Source organism: Mojavia sp. (assembly GCF_059505145.1).
In genome coordinates this window covers 23100-29735 of sequence record NZ_JCACKA010000111.1, presented here as the reverse complement: position 1 = coordinate 29735, position 6636 = coordinate 23100, and the positions used below count along the sequence as shown (strand labels likewise).

Genomic DNA, 6636 nt, shown 5'->3' with positions numbered 1-6636 from the left:
GGTTAACTAAGGTGGGTGAATGCTTCACGTCCCTGGAAATTAAGCTGATATGGTCATTTCGCTTGTCGAGTGCTTCTGCAATCATGCTGTGCAGTTCACCGGCTCCACCTTCAATTAGATGGCGGTCTATGACTGCACCATTGCCGTTAAACACAGTGCAAAGCCAAGTCGATGAACCGATATCTAGGGCGATAGCAATCTCTGACTCTTCTAGGGCTAGGGTTGGTGAACCAAATAGGCAGTGAGCGATACTTCCATAGCCTTCGGGATAAATGCCTGTAACTACAATTTCAATTGTTTTAGTGACAATGGAACGATTAACGGGATGTTTGTGCTGGAAGGTGTGAATACCTTGGACTCTGCGCTTGATTTCCTCTCCCCAGCGTTGTGGGTTGTGGTTGCTCAAACTAATTTCTAGTTTCATCCCCGAAGGAATATTCAGAACTGCTAAGTCTGCAAGGATGCTTTCTAATGCCAGTTCTGCTTTTTTGGCTTTGTCGTCATGCAATAGGGTGTGATCTGATTGAGCGATCGCTGCACTGCCCCAAAAGAATTGCGTGTCTTTCAAGTCCAGACGCTTCCCTTCGACATAATGCACCCATGCGCCATCTTTCGATATGGTTTCGTGATGCCGGAGGTTGCGGTTACGAACAAGTGAGTATGCGGCAGGCATCATGATGCAAAAATCACCATAATTTGCCTTGCCGTAGCCTGCGCCTGCGTCTTTACCACCTTTGACGGTAGTTAGCCCAGAATTGGCAAGCTGGTCTGCTTGAGTAAGCCAATTTGTGGCATTGGTGTATGTGGTTGTCATGGTTCTGATGATTGGTAAAAGTCTTATTTATTCTGGGTTTGGAGAATTTAAAGCCTGAAGTGCCTTAAATCCATACATCCAGTTCAAGGCTTGCCTAAACATCACTTTCTGGCTTCTATTGCCTTTGTTGGGTGACTGTTATTGGCTTGATAGTGCTATGATAGCATTACTTCATGAAGTAATGAAGTAATGTTTAACTAATTTTCTTGAGGTAATGTAAAAATGTTTTCAGAACAAATAGAAAATAGTGATGTGGCAACAAGACGAGACGACCCAAATTTCAGTCAAGTTAGCGGATACATACCAAAGGAGAAAGCTTTAAACTTTAAAATCGCTTGCACTGCCTTGCAAATAACCCAAAGCGATGCACTAGATGAAGCAATTAGCCTTTGGCTAGAAAATCATGAGCAACCTTCCTCCACACCCAGGAGGGAAAAAGGTAAGGGTACACCATGACGGACGAAAGGCAACCAGACATAAAACGCTCTAAAGGGAAATTCGATTCACTAACAGAGACTAGGGACTGGTCAGCCGCCGCATCTGAGGAACGTTGCATAAAACTTGCAAAAGCTAAAGGAAAACGATTAGTTGAAATTATCGATACTGAAGACGAACCCTTACCAATAATTTGTATTTTTGAGGATTACCCAGATGAGTGAAACAGCTACCCAAATACCAATCACTGCAATCATCCCTATGCTGACGGCAATCGGCGATCGCTCCTGGGAACAGTTCAAAACTCTAGAAATTAATTTTGCTCAAGAGTACGGTGTGGAGGTTTGGGAAGATGTTTTCAACTTTCGCCTACTGCCAGCACTAGATAAAGAATCAAACAGATGGCTATTGGTTCAAAAATGCAGTCAAGGTATTATCTCAATCAAAAACGTAGCGTAGCGATCGCCGCAAGATGCCGCAAAAAACCAAAATCCTATAAGCAACAGTTAACGTTAATTTCACATGATTAATTTTTAATGTCGCCAATGACTACCGTGAAAGACCCACCTACGGATTTTCAACTCCCGCCGCACAATGAAGCGGCGTTAGAGATGCTTAGGGAGGCGAAAGACTATGAATCGACTGTTGCTCTAGCAGCTAGTGGTGCTGCGCTGGCTACAGGTGGCATAGTTCATCCGTTAGGCTGGTTACTTTTTGGATTGGCTTACAAGCCGTTGGTAGCAACTCAAAAACTGGCACGGTTGGAAAAATTAACAGCCTCACTTTTGGATGAGTTTAAAAGCGAGGGAATACAAGTCTTTCCAGTGCTAAAGGTAGAAGACAAGAACCCTATCGACTTGTTTGTGAGATTTGAGCGAAAAGTCCATCTGTTTATCTCAATTCGCTCAATAGGAGATAAGGAGATTGTCTACAACGAAGCTAGAGAGGTTTTGCAGATCAAGAGGAAAGACAAACATGGACTAAAAGTTTGGAATCCTTGCCCACTACTAGAATTGGCAGATTACGAGAAGTGGTTGAGCAAGAACAGAGACTTGTTTGGGATGTCCTCAAGAGAAGCTACGAAAACACCCTCAGCAAAAGTTTTGGTCTTATGGCCTCCCACCAAAGCGGCCGATGATCATAATTCACACCTTTATTCTGAAGTTGGAAGTATGAGAATTCTAGCTCTCAGAAGAAAAGGGACTGCATTTGTAATTCAACAGGAGGAAGTTACCGAGTTTATCAAGGCTTGGTTAGCCAAGTACGAATAGGCTAAAAACTGAAAACCCCGCGTCCCGGTAGGACAGCGAGGTTTTCCAATGGAATTGGGGTATCTGGTTTGAACGGCCGGATTAATATCCCTAATAGTAATCTTATCTTACACGAAGTGAGTGTTAAGCCATTGTAACACCGTCCATTCAGAGACGAACAGTAATTCGGGAATTTGATGTAATTTTTCCTATATTTCTGACAGTTTGTATTAGAAGATTACTGCGAAAGGATAGCTCCAATTCCTCCACTACACATCAACGAGGAATTGCTCAATGTCACCATTACAACAATTTAATAACTCGCTTCAGCATCAACAATTAAGTAATAAATGTGCTGAAGCATTAGAGGTAAAACAAGAGCTTGTTTCTAATAGTAAAATCAAGTTTGCGTATAACTCCACAGGAAAAAACAAAGACTGGGACTTTAAGAAGCTTGCTGCCAACTTTCGAGATACAGAAGGCACTCTAGAAGATGTCCAGCAGCACATTAAAGCAGGTCACGCCATTTGTGCAGGATTGTTAGGTGGAAAATGGCGGAGTAAGGGCAACGTTATCGGTTCTCACTGGCTACTACTGGACATCGATAATTCTGATGTCGCCCGTGATGCAGAGGGCAAGCCAATTAAGGATGAAAACGGTAATTCTATCAAGGTTTACACTCCACAATTAACCATTGAGCAAGCGTTAGCCCATCCCTTCATCAAGAAACACTGTGCTTTAATTTATACCACTGCCAGCCACAAACCAGACTGGCATAAATTCCGGTTGATTTTCCTTCTGCCCCAATATGTTGAAGGTGCTGATACTGTAGAAGCTTGTACGCGCTCTCTCATGCAGCAGCTACCCCATGACCCGGCGTGTAAAGATGCCAGCCGGGTTTTTTATGGCAACACAGAAGCAGAATTTCTCATAGTCAACCCCGAAGCAACCCTACCAGCAGCGTGGGTGACTGAGGCAATTGCGATCGCGCTTCAGGAAAGGGAAGAATACCAACAGCGCATTACTGAAATCGAGTCACGCCGTCAGCAGTTCCGGGAGATTTCCGACGTTGAAGGCTGGGACATTGAGCAGTTAATCACTAGCGCACTCTCATTCATTCCACCGCGCAGCCCAGGCAGTGGTAACTACGACGAATGCCGCCAAGTGCTGATGGCTTTGGTCAATCACTACGGGCCAACAGATGCCGAAATCATTGCCGAGAAGTGGTCGCCTTCTATCCCTGGTTCAACCTGGAACATTCGCGCCAAGATTCGCAGCTTCCGACGTGCGGGGATCAGCATTGGAACACTGTTTCACATCGCCAAGCAGTACGGCTTCCGCTTTCCCCAAAGGCAGTACGAACCATATCAACGTGACAATGGGCTAATTAGCCGCGAACAGTGGGAGCTTGGGCAAGTCAGAGAAGATTTGACCAGTTTCAAAAATTTATTGCAACAGGCGATTGCCTCCGGCACTGCACTTCGTGCAATCGCCCCGTTTATTTCAACTGCTAAAGGATTTTTAAAACCACCCCTACCAAAGCCAGAACCCGAAATTACTACCGCTTTCCGGCAGGTCATTGTCTACAAGCGCGGCAATATCCCACACAGGAGCGAAGTTACTGGCAATATCTCTATTACTTGTAAGCAAGAGGAACATATTGCGGCCTGGGTCGAAGCGATTTCTAAGGGCTGGACGCAGATTTTAGATAATTCCCATCCTGGGCTGGGTAAATCTCACAATGCTGGACAGTTAACAGCTGCCCTTTTCGGGATTGAGAAACTAATTTACCAGGATGCCAACCACCGCAACCCCTCAACACTCCCCATTGAGGCTAACTTTGTTGACCTTCCTGTGCGGCACAACGGCTTAAAAATCGACCCCACCCGCACTACTCCAATGGGCGATCCCTTTCAATTGCGCCCAAAAGTGGGTGAAATTCCCGATACCATTGGCAATTGTCACCGAAGTTATTTATTTGAAGGCTTCCGTGACAAAAACTTTGTCAGTTTGGATTTTGAAGAAAGCTCTGTTAGCCCTATCTGTAACGGTTGTCCCCTCCAAAACCAGTGTCGTTTCGCTCATGGTGCTGGTTTCGGCTTCCGTTATCTTAAGCGTAGTGCAATTCAAAATTATTCCGAAATTCGAGCGCATCCCGACTCTACCCCAGTCACCTTAACTAACGCGGCAGGTATTCCTTTCACAGTGGGGCGGATTTGGGAAGAAGCGGGTACGCTCATTCAGCCTGTGCAAGAAATTCAAGTCAAGTTAAAAGATTTTGATACTACTGTAGGGCAACTGGCTACAGGCTTGCCCCCTGAGCAATGGTCGAAACTTCAGCCAGTTTTCCAGATTTTGCGATCGCTTCTTGCCCAAGATATTCAGCCTGATTCTCGCTATGGCTTTGATGATGCGGCATTCAGGACATTTTTACCCGAATTCCCCCAAGATTTAGATGTTGAAAGGATTCGGCAGATTGTAGAGCCTAATTTAGAATTTCTCGCTGATTTAGATTCTCTCGATATCCAAGCGGATCAACAACTTAAAAAAAGTGCCGCCGCCCGTTTTGCTGCCAAGAAGCTAGTTAAGGACAGCGCAAAACTTGCGGGTAGAGATTTTCTAGAGTTGCCTTTGTACTGGTTGCCTGACTTCCTCGGAGCTTGGAAGGGTGAAGGTTTTTTGGCTTGTAAATGGGGTGTGGTGAGCATTTACCGCCCTAATACCAAGTATCAAGATTTGGCTAATTCTGCCCAATTTAATATCTACCTTGATGCTACTACCACACCTGAGCAGTTGAAAGTCAAGCTTAATTACCAAGAACCCCTGCTTCTAATCGAGCAGTCACGCCCTGACTACAGCAATTTAACAGTAGTCAACGTCACTGGGCTGGGTAAACTCTCCAAGAATCGCTCCCGTTCCTTAACTGCCCGTGTTAACGCCCTCAAGGAAACCTTGCTTAAACTCCACAAGCGTTTGGGCATCATTGAGTGGAAACAAGTGGCACAAGAGGCCGTTGACCGGATTGAGTACGGCCACTTTGTCGATGGTCGTGGGGTTAATCGCTTCAGTGACGCTGACGCAATCGCTTCTTTTGGCATTCCCTACCAAAATATCGGCACGTTGGCAGCACATTTTCAGGTGATGACTGGTTTTAAGGTCAACCTTGAAGATAAGAACAGCACTTTTCAAGAGTATCTTATCCAGTTGGTGAGGGCTGAAATTATTCAAGAGATTGGCCGACTACGCGCCCACCGTCGCCCAGGAGAGAAGCTAACATTCTACTTCTGCGCTGATTATGACCTCAGTTTCCTCCTCGCGGAACTGCCAGGGGTGCAATTAGAAGTTGTTGATGCCTGTGAATTCTGCATTGAAGCTGGTAGCCGCGACCAGCAGACCGGACACGCCATAGTTAACACTTTCACCCAGCTTTGGCAGTCGCACCAAAAAATTGGCCAACAGGCGATAGCCAAAATCTTAGACATCTCCCAAGCTTGGGTAAGTCGATTTACACAGCGTTGGGGAGGGTGGCGTAGATTCAAAAAAATATTACTACTGCTATTAGATAGTCTTTATAGCGATAGTAATAAAAATTTGACAGACCTCAGCGATGAGGAAAGGTGGTTCGCCCATGAATACTTCCCCACGCTGATTACAGAATCGGAATCATCACCCGATAATGCCCTGAAGTATATAGCTGAAGTTGCCACAAGCGTTACTAATACTGCAATGCGGCGGATTCTGCACAGTTGTACCCCGGCTGTTAGGGCTGGCTTGCTGATGATTATCTTGCGTTGCTTACCTGCCGAAGTTTACTCAAACCAATCTATTTTAAGTGTCGTTGAAAGGGTGCAAACGGCCTGTGAGGTGGCAGTGACGCTCTAAAATTTATCGGTTTTTAATTTCTACTGACCTATTAGTAATAAAAGATGCTCCCCTTTATGATTGGGTACTTAATCATTGAGTGAGCGTCCCGTTCAGTATGCCTTGAAACGCCGCACTGACGCTCTGTACAGCATAAGGGCATTAAGATTATTGCTTTCTACGGCATTTGCAAGGTGCTTTTACAGTAAAACACCTTGTTAGCACATTACAAATAATGTGTTTCACATCATAAAGCAACGTGCTAATAAGTTACTT

6 protein-coding genes are annotated in these 6636 nt (G+C 45.1%); 5 read left to right on the top strand and 1 reads right to left on the bottom strand.

Features of this window, described 5'->3' with window-relative positions:
* Positions 1 to 814, bottom strand: an 814-nt coding sequence (locus tag AC5JL8_RS29965) for a ParM/StbA family protein (protein ID WP_495883321.1), incomplete at its 3' end; no start/stop codon positions are given.
* Positions 815 to 1036: 222 nt separating this feature from the next.
* Here AC5JL8_RS29965 and AC5JL8_RS29960 point away from each other — a divergent pair.
* The 5 genes from AC5JL8_RS29960 to AC5JL8_RS29940 all read left to right on the top strand — a co-directional run bounded on the left by AC5JL8_RS29960 (position 1037) and on the right by AC5JL8_RS29940 (position 6381).
* Complete coding sequence (locus AC5JL8_RS29960; protein ID WP_495883320.1) at positions 1037 to 1270, top strand: hypothetical protein; 234 nt, start codon at positions 1037 to 1039, stop codon at positions 1268 to 1270.
* Positions 1267 to 1473: a hypothetical protein gene (locus AC5JL8_RS29955; RefSeq protein WP_495883319.1), complete on the top strand. Its 207-nt coding sequence runs from the start codon at positions 1267 to 1269 to the stop codon at positions 1471 to 1473. Before AC5JL8_RS29960 ends, AC5JL8_RS29955 begins: the two co-directional genes overlap by 4 nt.
* Positions 1466 to 1708 (top strand): hypothetical protein, encoded by a 243-nt coding sequence (locus tag AC5JL8_RS29950; RefSeq protein ID WP_190594780.1) that lies wholly within the window; start codon positions 1466 to 1468, stop codon positions 1706 to 1708. The genes AC5JL8_RS29955 and AC5JL8_RS29950 overlap by 8 nt, the downstream gene beginning before the upstream one ends.
* A gap of 86 nt (positions 1709 to 1794) precedes the next feature.
* On the top strand, positions 1795 to 2520 hold the full coding sequence (locus AC5JL8_RS29945) for a hypothetical protein (protein WP_495883318.1): 726 nt from the start codon (positions 1795 to 1797) through the stop codon (positions 2518 to 2520).
* A gap of 273 nt (positions 2521 to 2793) precedes the next feature.
* Positions 2794 to 6381: a PriCT-2 domain-containing protein gene (locus AC5JL8_RS29940; protein WP_495883317.1), complete on the top strand. Its 3588-nt coding sequence runs from the start codon at positions 2794 to 2796 to the stop codon at positions 6379 to 6381.
* The last annotated feature ends 255 nt before the right edge of the window (positions 6382 to 6636 follow it).